Source organism: Streptomyces sp. NPDC048560 (genome assembly GCF_040650955.1).
GTDB lineage: Bacteria > Actinomycetota > Actinomycetes > Streptomycetales > Streptomycetaceae > Streptomyces.
On sequence record NZ_JBEZIJ010000007.1, the window covers coordinates 132,784 to 150,342 of the forward strand.

Genomic DNA, 17,559 nt, shown 5'->3' on the forward strand with positions numbered 1-17,559 from the left:
CCTGGGAGTTGGGGGAGCCATTGAACAGGCCGCTGCGGCACATCGCCATCTTCTGCGGGCTGTTGATGCTTGCCCTGCTGCTGCGCTCGAACTGGCTGCAGTTCGCCGAGCGCGAGGAGCTCGCGAACCACGAGCACAACCGGCGCGTCAAGATCACGCAGTTCGCCACCCCGCGCGGTGACATCATCGTCGGCGGCAAGGCGGTGACCGGTTCGAAGGCCGTGGCCGGCGCCGAGTTCAAGTACCGGCGGACGTTCAAGGACGGGCCGATGTACGCCCCGATCACCGGTTACGCCTCCCAGGCGCAGGGCATGTCGCTCCTGGAGAAGACGTACGACCAGGTGCTCAGCGGCCAGGACGAGCGGTTCGCCTTCCGGCACGCCAAGGACATCCTCACCGGCGAGCCGCGGCGGGGCGGCGATGTGATCACGACCATCGACCGCAAGGCGCAGGAGGCCGCGTACAAGGGGCTGACCGACATCGACGCCCGGGGGGCGGTCGTCGCCCTCGACCCGGCAACCGGCAAGGTCCTCGCGCTGGCCTCGACCCCCTCGTACGATCCCGCGGTCTTCGCCGGCAACTCCTTCAAGGAGGGCGACAGGTTCCAGGCGCTCGTGAAGGACAAGGGCAAGCCGCTGGCCAACCGGCCCCTGCGCGAGACCTTCCCGCCCGGCTCCACCTTCAAGATCCTCACGGCCGCCGCCGCCCTGGAGCACGGGGTCGTCACGGACGTCGACGCGAAGACGGACGCGGCCTCGCCCTACCAGCTCCCCCTCTCCTCGAACAAGATCAGCAGTGAGGCGGGGGACGCGGCCTGCAACAACGCGTCCCTGAAGGTGGCCATGCAGTTCTCCTGCAACAACGTCTTCCTCGACGCGGCGGCCAAGCTGGGCGACGACAAGATGCGGGAGACGGCGGAGAAGTTCGGCTTCAACTCCGACGTCTACTCCGAGGACTTCGGCGACATGCTCGCCACGAAGAGCCTCTACCCGGAGGAACTGGACAAGCCGGGCACCGCGCTGACCGGTATGGGCCAGGGCTCCCTCACCAGCACCCCGATGCAGATGGCGATGGTCACGGCGGCCATGGCCAACAACGGCAAGCTGATGCAGCCGTACATCGTCGACGAACTCCGTGGCCCCGACGTCTCCTCCCTGGAGCAGAACGAGCCGCAGCTCATGAGCCAGGCCGTCTCCGAGGAGACCGCCAAGAAGGTCCAGGAGATGATGGAGTTCACCGCCAAGGAGGGCAGCGCCCAGCGCGCCCTGATCGACGGTGTGACGGTCGGCGGCAAGACCGGCACCGCGCAGCGCGGTGTGGACGTGCGCAAGGAAGTCCCGTACGGCTGGTTCGTCTCGTACGGCAAGAAGCCCGACGGGCAGTCGGTCGCGGTCGCGGTCTTCATCGACCCGACGGCGATGGACATCTCCCGCGAGGACATCTCCGGTGGCGGGCTCGGTGCCCCGATCGCGAGGAACGTGATGAAGGCGGTGCTGGGGAAGTAGGCCCCCCGGCCTACTTCCCCAGCGGAGCCCCAGGGCCTCCCTCGTACGGCGCCGGCCGGGTTCGCCCGGCCGGCGCCACCCTGGGACTCTCCCCCCCCGTAAGTGCCGCTCCCGGCTTCCCCTCGCCCGGCACGGCACTGGCTCTCGGTGGTACGGCGCCGCCGCGCTAGCTCTCCCTCGTCCAGCGCTGTGACGCCTCTCCTGCGCAGTTCGACGTCACCAGGAAACTGGTCGTGCCCAGGTCGAGGCAGCCGCCGTTGAAGACGCTCAGGAGCCGGCCGCCCGAACTGGTACGCCAGATCCGGCCGGCGTCCTGGGCGCAGTCGCCCACGAAGACCGCCTGGCCGAGCATGTTGGCGTACAGGCACTGCCCGGTCTGCTGGTTGACGAGCTGGAAACTGCCGTCCGAGCGGCTCCGCGTGGTCCACCGCGCGGTCGAGTCCGTGCAGGAGCCGAGGTCCGAGCCCCCGTACGTCTGGGTGACGCAGCCGTCGGTGTCGCCGTTGCGGTAGCGATAGGTGCCGGAGGCGGGCGGCGGCGCCGCCGAGGAGGGGGCAGGGCCGCCCCCGCCGGAAGAGGCGGCCGCGCCGGAGTCGCCGGAGCCCCCGTCATCGCCCGAGCCGTCGTCGCCGGTCCCGGCGCCGCCGTCCGCGGTCCGGGAGCCGTCCGCTCCGCCTGCCCCGACCCGCTCAGCGCCTCCGCCGCCCTCCGCGCCGCCCTCCCCGCCGGTCTCCTTGCCCCCTGCCTTGCCCTCGTCCCCGTCGCCCGCCTTGTCTCCGTCCTTCTCCCCGCCCCCGCTCGGCGACGCGCCCGGGGACGCCGGGCCGGACGGGCCACCGCCCGAGGTGCCCGACGCGCCCCCGGGGGCGGCCGGTGCGGAGGCGGAGGCCGACGGGCCGGTCTTCTCCGTGGCACCGGGCGAGGAGACGTACGGGAGGAGCTGGAGAGCGAGGGTCGTGCCGCCCACCGTGACGACGACGGGGACGACGGCGAGGAAGGCGCGCTTGCGGCGGCGCTCGGGGCGCCCGGCGCTGCCGGGGGCCGGGCCGGGCTCCGGCGTCGAGTCCGGCTTCTTGCCCTTGAGCGGGACGGTCGGTGTGTCGGTCTTCTGCGTGGTCGCGGCGAAGGCGGCCCGTGCCGCCAGGCGCTCCGAGACGACGGCGGGCCACAGCGGTCCGGTGAACGGCCCCTTCCGCGCGACCTGTCCAAGGATCTCGGCGGCGGTCGGACGACCGTCGGGATCCTTGTCCAGGCAGGCCGCGACGAGGTCGGCCAGATCCGGGTCCAGGTCCCGCAACGGACCGAGGTCGGGCTGTTCGTGCACGATGCGGTAGAGCACGCCGTGACCCGAGTCCTCGCCGAAGGGCGGCCGGCCGCACGCGGCGTACGTGAGCGCCGAGGCGAGCGCGAACACGTCGGTCGCGCCGCTCAGGCCCCGTGACCCCGAAGCCTGTTCGGGTGCCATGTAGGCGGGTGTTCCCACGACCATGCCGGTCCTGGTCAGCTGGCTCTGCTCGGTGGCCCGGGCGACGCCGAAGTCGATGAGGGTGAGCCCGTGGAGGGTCAGCATGACGTTGGACGGTTTGATGTCCCGGTGAACCATGTCCAGCGCGTGCACCGACGCCAGTGCGCTCGCCGTCTCCCGGAGCAGCAGCCACAGGGAGCGCGCGGGCAGCGGGCCGCCGTGCAGCTCGACTGCCTGTCGCAGGGTGAGCCCGGGGACGTACGCCGTGGCGAACCACGGAGGCATCGCCGTGCGGTCGCTCGCGAGCAGCGGCGCAGTGGCCTCGGCGGGCAGCCGGGCCAGGTTGTCGAGCTCGTGCCCGAACCGGCGCAGGAAGTCGCCGTCCTCGCCGACGACCGAGGAGAGTAACTGCTTGACGGCCACGTAACGGCCCTCGTGGACGCCGAGGTAGACCCGCCCCATGCCACCGGCCCCGAGTCGCCCCGCGAGCGGTATGGACCCGATCCTTTGCGGGTCGCCCGCTTCCAGCGGTTCGGCCCCGCTGCCCTCCAGCTCGAACACGTCAGCCCCGTAGAATTGGAATCAGTTTCTAGAAATCTACTCTAGAAGCGGTAAGGATCTCCATGAGCCCCAAACAGCAACGCGGCGCGGTGACTGCCGACTTGCTCCTCGACGCCGCTCTGCGCCTCTACGGTGCCGAGGGCGAGCGGGGCATCACGGTCGGCGCGATCACCAAGGCCAGCGGTGTCAGCCTGGGCAGCCTGTACCACCACTTCGGCAGCATCGACGGCCTCGTCGCCGAGCTGATGCACCGCTGGCTCAGCCGGTTGCTGGGGCAGCTGCTGGTGGCCCTGCAGGAGGCCCGCACCACGCAGGGGGCCATCCACGGTCTCGTGCGTGCCTATCTGGCCTTCGTCGAGGAACACCGGGACGCCGCGCTGCTCCTGCACTCCTCCACGGCCGACCAGCACACCATGACCCGGGCCAAGGAGATCCGCGATACGCAGGAGGCCCGGCTCTCGGCGTTCGGCCAGTGGCTCCAGCCGCGCATCGAGTCCGGCGAACTCGCGCCGCTGCCGACGCCGTTGATCGAATCGCTGGTCCTCGGGCCGGTCGTGGCCGTCGCCCGCCGGTGGCTCTCGGGCATGGACGACGTCGACCTCGACGAGGCGGCCCGCGTCCTGCCGGACCGGATCTGGCGGTCGCTGGCCCCGTGACGGGCCCTCCCTCGGCCAGTTACGAGCGGGCGGGCTGGTTGGCGATCAGCAGGGTGGTGCCCGCCGCGCGGAAGCCCAGCCGGGCGTAGATGCGGGCGACAGCCTCCTCGGCCTCGGCGAACACCAGGGGCACGGTGGCGTAGTAGTGCTCCACACGGGCGCGCAGCGACGGCTCTGTCATGTGCCGCATCCCATCACGGCGGAGCCGGGGCTCCGGACCGGGGGCCGGTACGGCGGCTACACCGACCGCAGCGCCCGGGTCCGCACCGGGGCCTGGGTCGCGGGCCTGTCCGTGACGGGTTCGCCGAGGAGGGACGGGAGTTCCGTCAGGGTCGTGATGTGCCAGTCCGCCGTCTCCGTCACGTCCTGGTGCTCGGCCCACCAGTGGCCGTACGGGCCTCGGCGGATGTGGGCCGTACGCAGTCCCGCGGACCTGGCCGGGAACAGGTCGTTGGCCGGATGGTCGCCGACGTACAGGGTGGACGGGGGGTCGGCCTCCGCGGCGTCCAGGACGCGGGCGAAGAAGCCCGGGTCCGGTTTGGCGACGCCCCACTCCTCCGAGGTGACGACCAGGTCGGCCGGGAGGTCCATGGCGCGCAGCAGTTCACCCGCGCGTGCGCTCCGGTTCCCCGCGATCACGACGCGGAGGCCCAGGGCGCGCAGTTCGGCGAGTGCGGGGCGGACGTCGGGATAGAGGTCCGACTCGTCCAGGTGCTCGCCCCGGCCGGCCGCCGCGCGTGCGTGCGCGGCCTCGGCGACGTCCATGCCGGGGCGCAGCAGCCGCAGCGCGTCGGCACCCTCGCCGCCCTGCACGACCGCCGCGCCGACCAGCGCGCTGAGTGTGTGCGGGGGGATGCCCAGCCAGTTGGCCCAGGACGCCCAGTAGCGGTCGTCGCGGATGAGTGTTTCGCCGATACCGAGGACGATCGTTTCCATCACCGGGCCGAGCCTACGGGGCAAGCAGGGCATATCGGTCCAGGCGCCAGGAATCGGGGTATCCGCGGCCTGCCGGAAGGCTCGACCGTCGCGCGAGCCTTGCTCGTATGCTCGATCCATGACCGATCATCAGAGTGGACGCCCGACAAGCAACGCCATGCGACGTGCTCTCAAGCGCGCGCGGGACGGGGTCGCCCTCGATGTGACCGAGGCCGCCGTGCTGCTCCAGGCGCGCGGCGACGATCTGCGGGATCTCGCCGGGTCCGCCGCCCGGGTGCGCGACGCCGGGCTCGACGCGGCGGGCCGGCCGGGTGTCATCACGTACTCGCGCAAGGTCTTCATCCCGTTGACCCGGCTGTGCCGGGACAAGTGCCACTACTGCACGTTCGTGACGGTGCCGGGAAAGCTGCGGCGCGAGGGCCACGGGATGTTCCTCTCGCCCGACGAGGTCATCGACATCGCCCGCAAGGGCGCCGAGATGGGCTGCAAGGAAGCGCTGTTCACCCTCGGCGACCGGCCCGAGGACCGCTGGCCCGAAGCGCGCGAGTGGCTGGAGGCCGAGGGGTACGACGACACGCTCGCGTACGTACGGGCGATGGCGATCCGTGTCCTGGAGGAGACGGGTCTCCTCCCGCACCTCAACCCGGGCGTGCTGACGTGGACCGATCTGCAGCGGCTCAAGCCCGTGGCGCCGTCCATGGGCATGATGCTGGAGACGACGGCGACCCGCCTGTGGTCCGAGCCCGGCGGCCCGCACCACGGCTCCCCGGACAAGGAGCCCGCCGTACGGCTGCGGGTGCTGGAGGACGCGGGCCGGTCCAACGTCCCGTTCACCACCGGCATCCTGATCGGCATCGGCGAGTCGTACGAGGAGCGCGCCGACTCCCTCTTCGAGCTGCGCAAGACGGCCCGCGCCTACCACGGCATCCAGGAAGTCATCGTGCAGAACTTCCGCGCCAAGCCGGACACGGCGATGCGCGGAATGCCGGACGCCGAGCTGGAGGAGCTGGCCGCGGCGATCGCCGTCGCCCGCCACATCCTCGGCCCGTCCGCCCGCATCCAGGCCCCGCCGAACCTCGTCGACGCCGAGTACGCCCTCCTCATCGGCGCCGGGATCGACGACTGGGGCGGCGTCTCGCCGCTCACCCCCGACCACGTGAACCCCGAACGCCCCTGGCCCCACATCGAGGAACTCGCGGCGAGGACGGCCGAGTCCGGCTTCCGACTCCGTGAACGGCTGACCATCTACCCGGAGTTCATCCAGCGCGGCGAGCCGTGGCTCGACCCCCGGCTCCTCCCGCACGTACGGGCCCTCGCCGACCCGGAGACGGGCCTCGCGAAGGAGGGGACGATTCCCGCCGGGCTGCCCTGGCAGGAGCCCGACGAGGGCTTCAACGCGTCCGGCCGTACCGACCTGCACCGCACCATCGACACCGAGGGCCGCACGGGCGACCGGCGTGACGACTTCGACGAGGTGTACGGGGACTGGGAGGCCCTCCGCGAGGCGGCGGCCCCCGGCATGGTGCCGTCCCGCATCGACGGCGACGTGCGACAGGCCCTGAGCCAGGCCGCCGACGACCCGACGAAGCTCACCGACGACCAGGCGCTCACCCTGCTGCACGCGGACGGCCAGGCGCTGGACGAACTGTGCCGGATCGCTGACGCGCTGCGCCGGGACGTGGTCGGTGACGACATCACGTACATCGTCACGCGGAACATCAACTTCACCAACGTCTGCTACACCGGCTGCCGCTTCTGCGCCTTCGCCCAGCGGCGTACGGACGCCGACGCCTACACCCTCTCGCTCGACCAGGTAGCCGACCGTGCCGCACAGGCGTGGGACGTCGGCGCGGTCGAGGTCTGCATGCAGGGCGGCATCCACCCCGACCTGCCGGGCACGGCCTACTTCGACATCGCCCGGGCCGTGAAGGAACGCGTCCCCGGCATTCACGTGCACGCCTTCTCGCCGATGGAGGTCGTCAACGGGGCCACCCGCACCGGACTCTCCATCCGCGACTGGCTGACCGCCGCGAAGGAAGCCGGTCTCGACTCGATCCCCGGCACGGCGGCCGAGATCCTCGACGACGAGGTCCGCTGGGTCCTGACCAAGGGCAAGCTGCCGACGGCCACCTGGCTGGAGGTCATCAGGACCGCGCACGAGGTGGGTCTGCGCTCCTCGTCGACCATGATGTACGGACACGTCGACCAGCCGCGCCACTGGCTCGGACACCTGCGGACGCTGGCGAACCTCCAGCAGGAGACCGGCGGCTTCACCGAGTTCGTGACACTGCCGTTCATCCACACCAACGCGCCGGTCTACCTGGCGGGCATCGCCCGCCCGGGCCCGACCGACCGCGACAACCGCGCGGTCACCGCGATGGCCCGGCTCCTCCTGCACCCGCACATCACCAACATCCAGACCAGCTGGGTGAAGCTCGGCACCGAGGGCGCGGCCGAGATGCTGCGCTCCGGCGCCAACGACGTGGGCGGCACCCTGATGGAGGAGACCATCTCCCGTATGGCCGGATCGAGTTACGGCTCGTACCGCTCCGTCCAGGACCTCGTGGCCATCGCCGACCTCGCGGGCCGGCCGGCGAAGCCCCGCACGACGCTGTACGGCGAGGTGCCCGAGGAGCGCGTCAAGGCAGCCGCCTCATCGGACGGTCATCTGCCGGAGCTGCTGCCGGTGCTGCCCGGCTGAGAAGGGGCCGGCCGCGCGCTGCCGGGCCGCTGCCCGGCGGCGCGGCCGGCTCATCGACCGCGGCGCTCGGCCGGGAGCTCCTCGGCAGCCGTGGCGATCACGTCGTCCAGCACCTCCCGCGAACGCAGCAGCTCGCCGATCATCCGGTCGATGCGCTCACGTTCCACGGTGAGATCGCCGACCAGACGCGGGGTGGCGATCGCCGACGGGCCGCCGTCCGCGTCGCGTACGCAGGGAAGCAGCTGGGCGATCTTGGAGCTGCGCAGCCCGGCCGCGTAGAACTCCTGGATGCGGATCACCCGGTCGACCGCGCCGTCCGGGTAGTCCCGGTGGCCGCCGGGTGTGCGGTCGGCCGTGAGCAGCCCCTGGGTCTCGTAGTAGCGCAGGGAGCGCTCGCTCACTCCCGTACGTCTGGCCAGCTCACCGATCCGCACGGGATTCCTCGCCTTCTCGGGCCTCGGGCTCCTCGGACCCGTGGCCCGCCGGGACCCGAAGCCCTCTCGGACTTGAACCTGACACCGGTGTCAATTCTTACCGTGACGGCATGACCGACGCATCCGCTTCCCCGAAGCTCTTCGAACCGGCCGGACTCGGCCCCCTGACCCTGCCCCACCGGCTCGTGATGGCCCCGCTGACCCGGAGCCGTGCCACCGCCGACGGCGTACCGACCCCGCTCATGGCCACCTACTACGCCCAGCGCGCCTCCGCCGGGCTGATCATCGCGGAGGCGTCCGCACCGAACGCCGTGGGCCGGACCTACCCGAACACCACGGCGATCCACGGTCCCGGCCATGTCGCGGGCTGGCGCCGCGTCACGGAGGCCGTCCGGGCCCGGGGCGGCCTGATGTTCCTCCAGATCCAGCACGGCGGTCGCGTCGGGCACCCCGACACCAGCGGGCTGACACCCGTCGCCCCCTCGCCCGTCCCGCTCCCGGAGACGATCCACACCCCGTCCGGCCTCCGGCCCTCCGTCGTCCCCCGGGAAATGAGCGTCGAGGACATCAAGAACACCGTCGCGGACTTCGCCGGGGCCGCGCGCAACGCCATCGAGGCGGGTTTCGAAGGCGTCGAGGTGCACAGCGCGAACGGTCACCTCCTGCATCAGTTCCTGGCCCAGGGGACCAACCGGCGCACCGACGCCTACGGCGGCTCCGCGGCCGGCCGCATCCGCTTCGTGATCGAGGTGGCCGAGGCCGTCGTCGGCGCGCTCGGCCCCGGCCGTGTCGGCCTGCGCCTCTCGCCGGGGAACACGGTCAACGGCATCGAGGAGGGCGACACCGAGGAGATCTACGGGGCGCTCGTCCCCGCCCTCGCGGACAGCGGACTCGCCTATGTCCACCTCGGGTACGCGGACCCGGACCACCCCGTCTTCCAGCAGATCCGGAAGGACTGGCCGGGCACGCTCATCGCCAACCCCGTGCTGCCGGCCGACCGCATCCCCGACGACGGCGGCATCCGCCACGGCGAACGGCTCCTGGCCGCCGGAGCCGACCTGATCGCCCTCGGCCGCCCCTTCCTCGCCAACCCCGACCTGATCCACCGGATGCGCACCGGCGCCCCGATGAACCAGGTGCGGGACGCGTACCTGATGTACGTGGGCGGGGAGACGGGCTACACGGACTACCCCGCCCTGCCCGTTGTCGAGTGAGGCCCGTCACATCGGGCCCTTCGTCGGGCAAGTCATGTCACATCGCGCCGGGCGCCTCCGTCGAAGAGGTACAAGCATCAGCAACGGCACACAGGAGTCGTCATGAACGCGCGTCTCAACGTCTTCGGCAGCCCGCTCGCCGCGACCCTCATGAAGCACTTCAACATGGCGGGGAAGGCGGTCACGGATTCGGGACTGCCGGCCACGACGCAGGAACTGGTCAAGATCCGCGCCAGCCAGATCAACGGCTGCGGCTTCTGCACCGACATGCACACCAAGGACGCCGCGCACCGCGGGGAGACCGCGACGCGCCTCAACCTGGTCGCGGTGTGGCGGGAGGCCACGGTGTTCACCGATGCCGAGCGCGCCGCGCTGGAGCTCACCGAGCAGGGCACCCGCATCGCCGACGCCGCGGGCGGCGTCCCGGACGATGTCTGGGCGAACGCCGCCAAGTTCTTCGACGAGGAGCAGCTCGTCGCCCTGGTGTCGCTCATCGCCGTCATCAACGCCTACAACCGGCTGAACGTCATCCTTCAGCAGCCCGCGGGCGACTACAAGGTCGGGCAGTTCGGCTGACGGCCGGAACGGATACGGGAAGTGCCCGGCCGGAACGCGGGAAGCGTTCCGGCCGGGCACGTCTCCCATTCCGGAAAACCATGGGGAATGCCGTTCAAAAGCTGCTCCGGCGAGCTACTCCGTACATTCCGTTCCGCCCCTGATCACGCCGTACCCGTTCGATTACAGTGCTTGCGCAGTCGCACGCCGGTATTCGGAGGGAAGGGGCACGGTGAGCACAGTGACCACAGCTGTCTGGGGCCGTGTCGAACAGCAGGACTTCCGCAGCCGGGTACGCGGCGCCCTTCTCGGCGGCGCCATCGGTGACGCGCTCGGCGCGGGTGTCACCGGGCTCACGCTGGAGCAGATCCGCGAGGCCCACGGTGCCGAAGCCGTCGCCGACTTCGTCCCCGTGCACGGCAGACGAGGCGCCGTCACCGCCGTCACACAGCTGACCCTGTTCACCGTCGACGGGCTGATCCGCGCCCAGGTCCGCCGCGACACCGGCGCCTGGCACCCGCCCACCGACGTGCACCGCGCCCATCTGCGCTGGGCGGCGACCCAGCGTGACTGGGGTCCCGACGAACGCCGCGCGGACGACGGCTGGCTCGCCCGCGAGGAGTGGCTGTACACCCGCCGCGCCCCCACCCGCGAATGTCTCATCGGCTTCGGCGACACCGTCATGGGCACCCTCGACCAGCCGAAGAACCCCGCCGCACGGGACTCCGCCGCCCTCACCCGCTCGGCACCCTTCGGGCTCCTGGTCGGCTGGGAGCCGCAACTCGTCCTCCAGCTGGCCGTCGAGTGCGCCGCCCAGACCCACGGCCACGCCACCGCCCAGCTCGCCGCCGGAGCCCTGGCCGTGATCGTCCACGGACTGGCGCGCGGTGAGACGCTGGACGGGGCCGTGCAGCACGCGCTGGCCCTGCTCGCCGGGCGTCCGGGCCACGAGCCGGTCACCGAAGCCCTCAAGAAGGCCCTCGGCTCCGTACGGCAGGGCATCCCGGGACCGGCCCTCATCGAGGCACTGGGCGCGACGGACTCCGCCGAGGACGTCCTCGCCGTGGCCCTGTACTGCGCCCTGGTCGGCGAGGACGTCCGGCACGGGCTGCGCCTCGCCGTGAACCACGGCGGCCCCTCCGCGTCCACGGGGGCCGTCTGCGGCGCCCTGCTCGGCGCGCTGCACGGTGAGACCGCCCTGCCGCCGGCCTGGCTCGCCGAGCTGGAGGGCCGGTCCACCGTCCTCCAGCTCGCCGACGACTTCGCGATGGAGATGACCCAGGGCCCCGCCCTGCACAGCCCGACGGCCGTCGCCGCCGGCTGGCTGGCCCGCTACCCGCGCGGATGACAAGGAGGGGGTGGCGGCCCTCAGGCCCGCCACCCCCTCCTCTTCCTCCCGCGCCTCCGGTCGCCCGGCAGGTCAGTCCTTCACGCCTCCACGGACCACCGGGTCGGCGGGGCCGGCCTGCGAGGGAATCCCCGCACCGACCGCCGCGCCCCCGTCGTCGCCGTCCGTGTTGATCCGCTCGATGACCGCGTCGCGCTCCGGTGTGTCCTCCGGCTTGATGAAGCCGATGACGATGTAGAGCACCAGCGAGATCGCCAGCGGCAGGGCCACCTGGTACTGGAGTGCCACATCCGTCTTCACCGAACCGTCGAGGTTGTAGTTGGTGAAGAAGAACGCGAGCAGCCCCGCCGCCCAGCTGGTGAGCGCCGCCGTCGGCCCCGACTTCCGGAACCGGCGCAGCAGGCCCAGCATGAACGGGATCGCGATCGGGCCCATCAGACCGGCCACCCACTTGATGACGACCGAGATGATGTCCTTGAACGTCGGCGAGTTGATCTGCGTCGCCAGTGCCATCGACAGGGCCAGGAAGGCGAGCGTGGAGAGTCGCGCCGCCATCAGGCCGCTGCGGTTGCTCCACGTGCGCGCCGCCTTGGAGAAGACCGGCGCGATGTCACGGGTGAAGACGGCCGCGATGGCGTTGGCGTCCGAGGAGCACATGGCCATCGTGTGCGAGAAGAAGCCGACGACGACCAGCCCCAGCAGCCCGTGCGGCAGCAGTTGTTCGGTCATCAGGGCGTACGAGTCCGAGGCGTCCGGCTTCTGCGCGTCGACGAGCAGCGGGGCCACCCACATCGGGAAGAAGAGGACGACCGGCCAGATGAGCCACAGGACCGCGGAGAGCCGGGCCGAACGGGTGGCCGAGCGCGGGGAGTCCGTGGCCATGTAGCGCTGGGCCTGGTTCCACATGCCGCCGTTGTACTCGAACGTCTTGATGAACAGGTACGCCAGCAGGAACGTCACCGTGTACGGACCCGCCGTCGGGTCCGTGTGGCCCTCGGGCAGCTTGTCCCACACCGTCCACAGCGAGCTGAAGCCGCCCAGCTCCTTGAGGACGATGACCAGCATCGCGAGCCCGGCGAAGAGCTGGATGATGAACTGGCCGAGCTCGGTGAGCGCGTCCGCCCACAGTCCGCCCACCGTGCAGTAGACGGCCGTGATGGCACCGGTGATGAAGATGCCCTGCGTGAGGGTGATGCCCGTGAAGACGGAGAGAAGCGTGGCGATGGCCGCCCACTTGGCGCCGACGTCCACGATCTTCAGGAGCAGCCCGGACCAGGCCAGCGCCTGCTGGGTCTGGATGTTGTAGCGGGTCTTGAGATATTCGAGCGGGGACGCGACGTGCAGTCGCGAGCGCAGCCGGTTGAGCCGGGGCGCGAAGAGTTTCGCGCCGATGCCGATGCCTATGGCGATCGGCAGCGACCACGTCACGAAGGACGTGACGCCGTACTGGTACGCGATACCCGCGTACCCGGTGAACATCACCGCGCTGTAGCCGGACATGTGGTGCGAGATGCCCGAGAGCCACCACGGCATCTTGCCGCCGGCTGTGAAGAAGTCGCTGACGTTGTCGACGCGCTTGTGCGACCAGAGTCCGATCGCGACCATCACACCGAAGTAGCCGATGAGCACGGCCCAGTCGAGACTGTTCATGCCCCCTCCAGGGGTCCGCCTTGTGAACGGGAACGCGCTTCGTCAGTACGGCCGCTCAGCGGTGACCCCGTGCGGGAGCGGGGACTTCGGGGATTGAACCGTCTGTTCGGGTCCCCGGTCAAGGTGTGCCCACGATCAGAAATATGAACGCGAATCAGCAAGCCGAACGATTTTACTTGTTCTTGACCTGGCTAGGCGTTGTTGCGCACCTCACAGCGGCCACACGATGGGCACGCACTTCGTCAGGCTGTGCAGAGGCCGGAAGCCCGTCTTGGGTGAGCACGTACGACGAGGCCGCACGGGATGCGGGTCCCGTGCGGCCTGGCTAGGAGGAGAACTGTCCCTGCTGTCAGCGCATCAGCTCTCCGGCGTTGACCAGAAGCGACTGCCCGGTGATCGACCGGGCCCGGTCGGAGGCCAGGAACACCACGGCCTCCGCCACGTCCCCGTCGGTGGCCGGCTCGGGCAGCGCCATGCGCGCGGTGAGGCCGGCCAGCACCTCCTTCTCGGTCACGCCCCCGGTGTGCGCGGCGAACTTCACGTACGCCTGCACCGGCGGCCCCCACATCCAGCCGGGCAGCACCGTGTTCACCCGGATCCGGTGCTGTCCCAGCTCCTGTGCCAGTGAGTACATCGCCGAGGTCAGCGCGCCCTTCGAGGCCGCGTACGCCGCCTGCCGCACCTGTGTCGGGGCGGCCACCGAGGACTGCGTCCCGATGATGACCACCGCGCCGCCGCGCTCCTTCAGTGCGGGCAGGCAGGCCCTCGTCATCCGCAGCGTCCCGAGCAGATTGACGTCGAGCACCGACTGCCAGGCGGCGAAGTCGGCGTCCTCCAGGCCCCCGAAGTGGGTGTCCAGGGCGGCCACGTGGACCACCGCGTCGATTCCCCCGAACCGATCGACCGCGAGCGCGGCGAGCGCCTCGCACTGCTCCTCGTCGGTGATGTCGGTCGGCAGGGCGGCCGTGTGCAGGCCCGCCGGGTCGACCCCGGCGGCCGTCCTGGCGAGGTTCGCCGCCGTACGCGCCCCGAGCACCGCGCGGCCCCCGTCCCGCACGACGGCCGCGGCGACCTGATGCCCGAGTCCGGCGCCCACACCCGACACGACGACGGTCTTCCCCGTGAGCAACATGGGCGCCTCCCGGCTCTGGCAGTTCTTCTGACGGAGCGTCAGAGTAGGACGCCCTGGCGAAGCAGGGAAGGGGAACGGCATGAGCGAGGGCACGCGGAGCGACGTGTACGCGGAGCTGGCGGCGGTGGGGCCGTACGGAGTCCACCCGGGGCACGCGCTGATCACCATGGTCGAGCCGCACCCGGGCCACGAGTACGCGTACAACCGCTGGTACGAGGACGACCACTTCTACGCCGGCGCGATGGCGATGCCCTGGATGTCCGCCGGCCGGCGCTGGGTCGCCACCCGGGAGCTCCAGGAGCTGCGCTACCCGGAGGAGTCCGCGGTGGCCCGGCCCGTCGGAGCCGGGTGCTACCTGTCCACGTACTGGGTGACGGAGGGGCGCTACGACGAGCACATGAAGTGGACCGTCGGGATCAACAAGCGGCTCAACCGGGACGGGCGGGTCTACCAGGACCGCACCCACGTCTTCACGGCCTTCCAGGACCACGAGGCGACCGTCTACCGGGACGGGGCCGCGGGACCACGTGACTTCCACGCGCTCGACCATCCGTACGCGGGGCTCGTGCTCCAGGTCGTCGACGCCGAGGGGCCGGAGCGGCGCGCGGAGCTGCTGGAGTGGCTGCGCTCCCGGCATCTGCCGAAGCGGCTCGCCGGGTCACCGGCGGCGATGGTGACGGTCTTCCGTCCCACGCCACTGCCCGGGGACCGGATGACCTATGTGAAGCAGGTCGAGGGGGTGGACACCCGGCTGACCCTGCTGTGGTTCCTCCAGGAGGACCCGCGTGCCTGTTGGGCGAAGCACTTCACGGGGCTCGACGGGGCGGTCGCCGCGTCGGGCCTGGGGCGGGTCGAGCTGGTGGCACCGTTCATTCCCACCGTGCCGGGGACGGACCGGTACGTGGATCAGTTGCGCTGACGCCCGTCAGCTGATGTGTCGGCAGCGGCGGTCACGGTGACGGCCGGTTGGGCCGAGCCCTCTCGGCCAGGACGGCGGACCAGTCGAGAGGGCTCCAGTCGTTGATGCGCCTGGTTCTGCGGGCAGCACCGGTCAGGCGTCTGCAACGCCCGTTGCGACATCCCGCACGAAGGCATTCCACGCACCGGACACGAAGGTGAGCGAGGGGCCCTCGGGAGCCTTCGAGTCGCGCACGGCAATGGCCTGCGTGAGCGGGGACTTGACCTCGACGCACGCGCCGTTGCCGCCCGAGTACGAGGACTTCGTCCACATGTCCGTAGCGCCCTGAAAAATAGCCATTTTCACTCCGGTTCAGAGAGTTGTGCGAGCGGAACGAACCGCGTTCCTGTTGGCGTGATCGACGCTACTCGCCAACTTCCCTGCGTGTCGGAGCCATTCACTCGACCGGATGGCATATCCCCTGTGAGTCTTCCGCCGAGAGGTGACGGCAGTGTAGTGTGCCGCCACCCCTCACCAGGCATACCGTATTTCTCACAAAACAGACGTCACGGTGTGACTGGAATCAGCTGGTGTAACTCTTGGCGATCCCGCTGATGAACTCCCGGGTCTGTTCCACATTCAGCGCCTGTGCGCGCAAGTGCTCGTACATGACGCTGTATCGCTGCACATCATTGGCTTTCTCCAGGTACAGGTCGCTGGTGACGCCCTCGATGTAGACCACGCTGGAGTCCGCGGCGTCCGGGAATTCCAGAATGGCGTACTGCCCGTTGATGCCGGGGTGCGCGCCCATGCTGAACGGCAGTACCTGCACGGTCACATGGGGCAGGCTGGACTGCTCGATGAGGTGCTCCAGCTGGTCGATCATCACCTGCTTGCCGCCGACCATCCGGCGCAGCGCGGACTCGTCGATGACGGCCCAGAGACGCAGCGGCTGCTCCGGCGCGTTGATCCGGTCCTGCCGGCGGGCCCGGACGCTGACCCGCTTCTCGATGTCGGTGGGCGCGGACTCCGGCAGGGCGCCGTTGATCAGCGCCTCGGCGTACTGCCGGGTCTGCAGCAGGCCCGGTACGACCTGGGGCTCGTACACCCGCAAGGACTCCGCGTCGGTCTCCAGGCCGATGTACACGCTGTACGGGATGTCCCCGAACGCGTGCCACCAGCCCTGCTGGCGGGAGTCCTTGGCCATCTGCATGAGCGAGTCGACGACGCGGTGGTCCTCGACCTCGTACACCCCGCAGAGGTCGCGGACGTCTCGCTGGCTGATGGAGCGGCGGCCGTTCTCCAGGCGGCTGATCTTCGACTGCGAGACCAGCAGGCGCTCCGCCACCTCCTCGGCCGTCATGCCCTTGATCTCGCGCAGGCGGCGCAGTTCCTGGCCCAACCGGCGTCGCCTGACGGTGGGATTGACGTTGGCAGGCACGGAAAGTGCACCTCCGGCTATGTAGCTGTGCGTATCTACTGCTCAGCAGATTGCCACCCATGACCACGGGCGCGCTGGGAAATGGCCACACGCAGGCGCGCGGGGCAGCCGGTGGACCGGCTGCCCCGCGCGTGGTGCGGCTCCCGAACCGGGTCTGTGGGGACGTCGGTGCGGCGGTATTCGGTTGTCCGCGCGGTCGTCTGCGCGGTCAGTGGACGGAGGTGTGCGCCATGCTGCCGCGGCGCGCTTGCGCCCCTGGCTGCAACGGCACGCCTGCCGCCTGCTGGGTACGGCGTGGCTGTACGGCCACCCCGTTCTGGACGTCCATCACGGCATGTGCCACGAGTCCGCCCATGGGGTCGTGCCTGATCAGGTCCCGGAGCCGGGAGCGCGATGAGCGCCCCTCGTTCCCGGGGTACAGGTGCTTGCCGAGTCCGACCGCGTGGGCCAGAGCGGCGAGCGCCGCGGTCCGCGGGTCCGGCGGTACGCCGGTGCGGATCGCGCTGTCCAGCCGGTTTCTGATGTCCCGGCTGATTGCCGTGTCCGTCGCCTGGTAGCGAGTCGTCGGCAGCACTCCGCACATCTGGCCCGCCACGGCATGAACCATGCCGCACCGCTCCAGATGAGCGAGGTAGATCTGGCGCAGCCCCAGCCGGGGCCCGCCAATCCAGTGGACGGCCCGGACCGGGCTGCCGCGACGGCGCAGCAGTTCCAGTGCGGAGTCCAGAGTCGGATCTCCTGTCGGCCGTGGCATCACCACGGCGATACGATCCCCGTCAGGGGCTATCCGTCCTGCCAGAGCCAGCTCTACTAGCTGTGCCCCGGCCAGGCCGAGGTCGAGCGACTGCGGCTGCGCTGTGGTACCCGTGGTCGGGTCCAGAGCGAGCAGCAGAAGCTCCTCCGGAATTGTTCTGCGGCTCCTGCCCATCCATGCCTCCCCGCGTGGATGAGTGACAGGGTGACCCCTCTCACATTGGTCTGTCGAGAGCGCCTGGGTGCTATGTACGGGAACCAGTAGGTATGTCGTTCTCGTCTAGCAGTCCGGCCAGGGGTTCACACAGGA

Annotated in this window: 16 protein-coding genes; 7 read left to right on the forward strand and 9 right to left on the reverse strand. The window is 70.6% G+C overall.

What is annotated here, in order from left to right; genetic code table 11:
- Positions 1-20 precede the first annotated feature (20 nt).
- The gene (locus tag AB0C82_RS19855) at positions 21-1,505 is read left to right on the forward strand and encodes a penicillin-binding transpeptidase domain-containing protein (protein WP_362843506.1); all 1,485 of its coding nucleotides are present in this window, start codon (positions 21-23) and stop codon (positions 1,503-1,505) included.
- A 166-nt stretch (positions 1,506-1,671) separates the two neighbouring features.
- Here AB0C82_RS19855 and AB0C82_RS19860 read toward each other — a convergent pair whose 3' ends face one another.
- Positions 1,672-3,531 carry a protein kinase gene (locus AB0C82_RS19860; protein ID WP_362843508.1) on the reverse strand — a complete coding sequence of 620 codons (1,860 nt, stop codon included), beginning with the start codon at positions 3,529-3,531 and terminating at the stop codon, positions 1,672-1,674.
- A gap of 62 nt (positions 3,532-3,593) precedes the next feature.
- On the opposite strand from AB0C82_RS19860, the gene AB0C82_RS19865 reads away from it, so the two are divergent.
- Entirely contained in the window at positions 3,594-4,187 is a 594-nt protein-coding gene (locus tag AB0C82_RS19865) for a TetR/AcrR family transcriptional regulator (protein WP_362843511.1), read from the forward strand.
- 19 nt (positions 4,188-4,206) lie between these two features.
- Here the strand turns inward: AB0C82_RS19865 and AB0C82_RS19870 are convergent, their stop codons facing one another.
- Both AB0C82_RS19870 and AB0C82_RS19875 read right to left on the reverse strand, forming a co-directional pair.
- Entirely contained in the window at positions 4,207-4,368 is a 162-nt protein-coding gene (locus AB0C82_RS19870; RefSeq protein ID WP_362843514.1) for a hypothetical protein, read from the reverse strand.
- 56 nt (positions 4,369-4,424) lie between these two features.
- A complete protein-coding gene (locus AB0C82_RS19875; protein WP_362844206.1) occupies positions 4,425-5,123 on the reverse strand; it encodes an HAD family hydrolase in 699 nt (232 codons plus the stop codon).
- 118 nt (positions 5,124-5,241) lie between these two features.
- Between AB0C82_RS19875 and AB0C82_RS19880 the strand changes: the two genes are divergently transcribed.
- Positions 5,242-7,824: a bifunctional FO biosynthesis protein CofGH gene (locus AB0C82_RS19880; protein WP_362843517.1), complete on the forward strand. Its 2,583-nt coding sequence runs from the start codon at positions 5,242-5,244 to the stop codon at positions 7,822-7,824.
- A 50-nt stretch (positions 7,825-7,874) separates the two neighbouring features.
- On the opposite strand, the gene AB0C82_RS19885 is transcribed toward AB0C82_RS19880, so the two are convergent.
- Positions 7,875-8,258, reverse strand: a complete 384-nt coding sequence (locus AB0C82_RS19885) for a MerR family transcriptional regulator (RefSeq protein WP_362843520.1) — start codon at positions 8,256-8,258, stop codon at positions 7,875-7,877.
- 110 nt (positions 8,259-8,368) lie between these two features.
- On the opposite strand from AB0C82_RS19885, the gene AB0C82_RS19890 reads away from it, so the two are divergent.
- From AB0C82_RS19890 to AB0C82_RS19900, 3 genes are all read left to right on the forward strand, one after another.
- Positions 8,369-9,472 (forward strand): alkene reductase, encoded by a 1,104-nt coding sequence (locus tag AB0C82_RS19890; protein WP_362843523.1) that lies wholly within the window; start codon positions 8,369-8,371, stop codon positions 9,470-9,472.
- 102 nt (positions 9,473-9,574) lie between these two features.
- Positions 9,575-10,048, forward strand: a complete 474-nt coding sequence (locus tag AB0C82_RS19895) for a carboxymuconolactone decarboxylase family protein (protein WP_362843526.1) — start codon at positions 9,575-9,577, stop codon at positions 10,046-10,048.
- A gap of 211 nt (positions 10,049-10,259) precedes the next feature.
- Positions 10,260-11,375 carry an ADP-ribosylglycohydrolase family protein gene (locus AB0C82_RS19900; protein WP_362843528.1) on the forward strand — a complete coding sequence of 372 codons (1,116 nt, stop codon included), beginning with the start codon at positions 10,260-10,262 and terminating at the stop codon, positions 11,373-11,375.
- A 72-nt stretch (positions 11,376-11,447) separates the two neighbouring features.
- Here the strand turns inward: AB0C82_RS19900 and AB0C82_RS19905 are convergent, their stop codons facing one another.
- Together AB0C82_RS19905 and AB0C82_RS19910 are read right to left on the reverse strand one after the other, a co-directional pair.
- A complete protein-coding gene (locus AB0C82_RS19905) occupies positions 11,448-13,025 on the reverse strand; it encodes a sodium:solute symporter family protein (RefSeq protein ID WP_362843531.1) in 1,578 nt (525 codons plus the stop codon).
- Positions 13,026-13,374: 349 nt separating this feature from the next.
- Positions 13,375-14,157: an SDR family oxidoreductase gene (locus tag AB0C82_RS19910; protein WP_362843534.1), complete on the reverse strand. Its 783-nt coding sequence runs from the start codon at positions 14,155-14,157 to the stop codon at positions 13,375-13,377.
- Positions 14,158-14,236: 79 nt separating this feature from the next.
- Here AB0C82_RS19910 and AB0C82_RS19915 point away from each other — a divergent pair, with 79 nt between their 5' ends.
- Entirely contained in the window at positions 14,237-15,076 is an 840-nt protein-coding gene (locus AB0C82_RS19915; protein ID WP_362843537.1) for a hypothetical protein, read from the forward strand.
- Positions 15,077-15,208: 132 nt separating this feature from the next.
- Here the strand turns inward: AB0C82_RS19915 and AB0C82_RS19920 are convergent, their stop codons facing one another.
- The 3 genes from AB0C82_RS19920 to AB0C82_RS19930 all read right to left on the reverse strand — a co-directional run bounded on the left by AB0C82_RS19920 (position 15,209) and on the right by AB0C82_RS19930 (position 17,424).
- Positions 15,209-15,415 carry a DUF397 domain-containing protein gene (locus tag AB0C82_RS19920; protein WP_362843539.1) on the reverse strand — a complete coding sequence of 69 codons (207 nt, stop codon included), beginning with the start codon at positions 15,413-15,415 and terminating at the stop codon, positions 15,209-15,211.
- Positions 15,416-15,638: 223 nt separating this feature from the next.
- The gene (locus AB0C82_RS19925) at positions 15,639-16,496 is read right to left on the reverse strand and encodes a helix-turn-helix transcriptional regulator (protein ID WP_362843542.1); all 858 of its coding nucleotides are present in this window, start codon (positions 16,494-16,496) and stop codon (positions 15,639-15,641) included.
- 208 nt (positions 16,497-16,704) lie between these two features.
- Complete coding sequence (locus AB0C82_RS19930; protein ID WP_362843545.1) at positions 16,705-17,424, reverse strand: GPP34 family phosphoprotein; 720 nt, start codon at positions 17,422-17,424, stop codon at positions 16,705-16,707.
- Positions 17,425-17,559: the final 135 nt, after the last annotated feature.

Coding starts and splice junctions, on each gene's coding strand:
- AB0C82_RS19865 (WP_362843511.1), top strand. CDS start 3,594: ATGAGCCCCAAACAGCAACGCGGCGCGGTGACTGCCGACTTGCTCCTC.
- AB0C82_RS19870 (WP_362843514.1), bottom strand. CDS start 4,368: ATGACAGAGCCGTCGCTGCGCGCCCGTGTGGAGCACTACTACGCCACC.
- AB0C82_RS19875 (WP_362844206.1), bottom strand. CDS start 5,123: ATGGAAACGATCGTCCTCGGTATCGGCGAAACACTCATCCGCGACGAC.
- AB0C82_RS19880 (WP_362843517.1), top strand. CDS start 5,242: ATGACCGATCATCAGAGTGGACGCCCGACAAGCAACGCCATGCGACGT.
- AB0C82_RS19890 (WP_362843523.1), top strand. CDS start 8,369: ATGACCGACGCATCCGCTTCCCCGAAGCTCTTCGAACCGGCCGGACTC.
- AB0C82_RS19895 (WP_362843526.1), top strand. CDS start 9,575: ATGAACGCGCGTCTCAACGTCTTCGGCAGCCCGCTCGCCGCGACCCTC.
- AB0C82_RS19905 (WP_362843531.1), bottom strand. CDS start 13,025: ATGAACAGTCTCGACTGGGCCGTGCTCATCGGCTACTTCGGTGTGATG.
- AB0C82_RS19910 (WP_362843534.1), bottom strand. CDS start 14,157: ATGTTGCTCACGGGGAAGACCGTCGTCGTGTCGGGTGTGGGCGCCGGA.
- AB0C82_RS19915 (WP_362843537.1), top strand. CDS start 14,237: ATGAGCGAGGGCACGCGGAGCGACGTGTACGCGGAGCTGGCGGCGGTG.
- AB0C82_RS19920 (WP_362843539.1), bottom strand. CDS start 15,415: ATGGCTATTTTTCAGGGCGCTACGGACATGTGGACGAAGTCCTCGTAC.
- AB0C82_RS19930 (WP_362843545.1), bottom strand. CDS start 17,424: ATGGGCAGGAGCCGCAGAACAATTCCGGAGGAGCTTCTGCTGCTCGCT.